The organism is Syntrophales bacterium, assembly GCA_030655775.1.
Classification (GTDB): domain Bacteria; phylum Desulfobacterota; class Syntrophia; order Syntrophales; family JADFWA01; genus JAUSPI01.
Map to the genome: position 1 here is coordinate 1 of JAUSPI010000065.1, position 2,873 is coordinate 2,873.

Consider the following 2,873-nt stretch of genomic DNA (forward strand, 5'->3'; position numbering starts at 1 on the left):
ATAACATAATAAGGAATGCCATAGATCACGGGAAGACCGACAGGATAGACATAACGATAGACAAGCAGGAAAATTTCTGTGAAGTAAGAATTGCCGACTATGGTGTTGGAATCCCGGATCAGATTAAGGAGCAAGTATTCAAAAAGGGCTTTCAATATGGCGAGACCGGACATACCGGTCTGGGATTGCATATAGTCAAGAAAGCCATGGAAAGCTATGGCGGGATTGTACATATTGAGGATAACACCCCTATGGGTGCGGTTTTTGTGCTGAGGCTGAGAAGAATAAGATGAGAAGGTGTGTTGAAGAAAATGGAGAAGAAGGTAAGGATTTTAGTCGTTGAAGATGAGCGGGTTGTTGGTGAGGACATAGCGAGGATTCTGCGGAAGTTTGGATACGATGTTCTTGCCATTATTTCTTCCGGTGAGGAAGCTGTTAAGATAGTAGAGGATGTACTTCCTGATTTGGTGTTCATGGATATCATGTTAGAAGGCGACATGAATGGTATAGACGCTGCCGGGCAGATATGTTCCCGTTTTGATATTCCTGTTGTATGTCTTACTGCCTATGGGGACGAAGATAGGTTACATAAGGCGAAGAAGACAGGGCTGTCCGGTTATATGCTCAAGCCGTTCGAGGAGAGGGATTTGTATAACTCCGTCGAGATGGCACTTTACAAACATAAAATGGAAAAGGCTCTTCGGGATAGTGAAGAAAAATATCGCGGCCTTGTAGAAAATATAAGTGAAATAATCTATTCGTTAGACGAGAATGCAGTAGTAACCTATATAAGTCCCAATATTGAATCGTTTAGCGGTTACAGTCCATCCGAGATCATTGGTAAGAGATTTACCGAATTCATTTATGAAAAAGATCTGACCAGCCGAACGAATAAGCTTCAGGAGATTGTGTCCGAAAGGAAAGAGGTAACTGATTTTCGGTTTCTGACCAGGTCCGGCGAATCTCGCTGGTTAAGAACTACCGGCCGGCCTATCTTAAAAGATAATCGTGTTATGGAAGTAAGGGGGACGTTAGCTGATATCACCGACCGCAAACTGGTGGAGGAAGAACTTGTCTATATGGCCACGCATGATCAACTCACCGGTCTATCGAATCGGGCGCTGTTCAATGATCGTCTTGCCGTGGAACTGGCTCGTGCACGCCGCAACCCTAAAAAGCTGGCCGTAATGTTATTAGATCTGGATGAGTTCAAGGAAATCAATGATACGTTTGGTCATAGCTTTGGAGACAGACTGCTGAAAGCTGTCGGCAAATGTCTGAGTGGACTACTCCGTGAGAGCGATACCGTTGCCCGCATGGGGGGCGACGAATTTTTGCTCTTGCTGTCTGAAGTTGTTCATGTGAACGATGTTGCTAATATTGCTGAGAAGATTATTGATGCATTTCAAAAGCCGCTTTCAGTTAATGGTCACGAACTCAACATTACCACCAGTTTAGGGATTGCTGTCTATCCTGAAGACGGTCAAGATGCTGACACCTTGATAAAAAACGCCGACATCGCCATGTACAACGTAAAAAAACATGGCCGCAACGGTTACCGGCTCTACAGTTCAAACGTTGACAAAAAAGGGCTTTAGCAACAAAAATATGGGGACAGATTTTAAATCTGTCCCCATATTTTTAGACAGGCGAGGACGCCTGTCCTACCCCCGTAGTAGGTCGGGCGTCTCGCCCGACGGAGTCGTCTTCGAATGCAACTTCGTATTAAATATGATGCACTCGTAAAAAGTCAGTTTTTGTCACCCAAAATCATGTCCTGAACTTGTTTCAGGATCATTCAGGGTCTCTAACTTATTGAAATATTTAGATGCTGAAACAAGTGAGATCCTGAAACGAGTTCAGGATGACAAATGACACATTTTGAGACTTTTTACGAGTACATTAAATATAAAAGAGGGTTAAAACTTTGATGTAGGGGCCGATGCCCTCATCGGCCCGTTCGGGGAACGGGCTCTACTTGGGTTTTTGACAGGTTTGTTCGGGGAACAGGCTACTTTTTAGTTTTGCGTTTTGATATTTCAATTTTCTTTCTGCTCTTCCTGTTTAAGGATTCTTTTTGTTTCATGAAGGAAGTAGCTTACTTTGTAGTCCATACCAAGATTCGAGTATTCCCTGACCACTGTTTCAAATCGTTTTAGAGCAGCCTTATATCTTTTCATCTTGAAATAGAAATGTCCCACGTAGAACTCTTGTTCACCCAGCCTTTTCCTGCAATCTCTCAGTTTTTTATCAGCCATCATTGAAAATTTACTTGATGGAAATCGCGAGATGAGTCTTTCAAATTCTTTTTTGGCCTTGAACGTTTCCGTCTGATCCCTGTCAATCGAGTACATCTGATTATAATGACACATGCCGAGCTGGTACATAACATAGGGCAGGTTTTCATTTGTGGGATGGAGGTTCATAAAATCATTGTAGTATATTTCGGCTTCCGCATAATCTTTTTTGCTAAAGAATGAATCGGCAATCCCTATCTCTGCCATTATTGCAAATTTGCTCAGTGGATATTCTTCTTTCAATCTTTGAAATGATTCTATTGCTTCCTTATAATCGCCGTTCTGATAACATGAGTATCCGTGTTCGTAGAGCCCTTCAGGTGTAGCGCGGCTCATGCGCGGACTACCCCACGAAAAATTACATCCTGACAGAAAAGCTATTAAAACAATGATAGAAAAAAATTTCGCGAAACGCATTTTGAATTCCCTTATATAAAAATTCCCTTTTGAATCCACTATGTAGCGTGCCCGCTCTGTAGGGCACATACTGGCGGGACACGGAGACCCCGCGCTACATATTTTTCTTTAATAGATCTTCCAGACGATCCTTCGACGTAAGGCCAACGATTGTATCCT

Annotated in this window: 3 protein-coding genes; 2 read left to right on the forward strand and 1 reads right to left on the reverse strand. The window is 42.8% G+C overall.

Going from position 1 to position 2,873, the window contains the following annotated elements:
* The coding region (locus Q7J27_03260) for an ATP-binding protein (protein ID MDO9528156.1) at positions 1-293 on the forward strand (293 nt) is incomplete at its 5' end.
* A gap of 18 nt (positions 294-311) precedes the next feature.
* A complete protein-coding gene (locus tag Q7J27_03265; protein MDO9528157.1) occupies positions 312-1,598 on the forward strand; it encodes a diguanylate cyclase in 1,287 nt (428 codons plus the stop codon).
* A 441-nt stretch (positions 1,599-2,039) separates the two neighbouring features.
* On the opposite strand, the gene Q7J27_03270 is transcribed toward Q7J27_03265, so the two are convergent.
* Complete coding sequence (locus Q7J27_03270) at positions 2,040-2,714, reverse strand: outer membrane protein assembly factor BamD (protein MDO9528158.1); 675 nt, start codon at positions 2,712-2,714, stop codon at positions 2,040-2,042.
* Between the last annotated feature and the right edge of the window lie 159 nt (positions 2,715-2,873).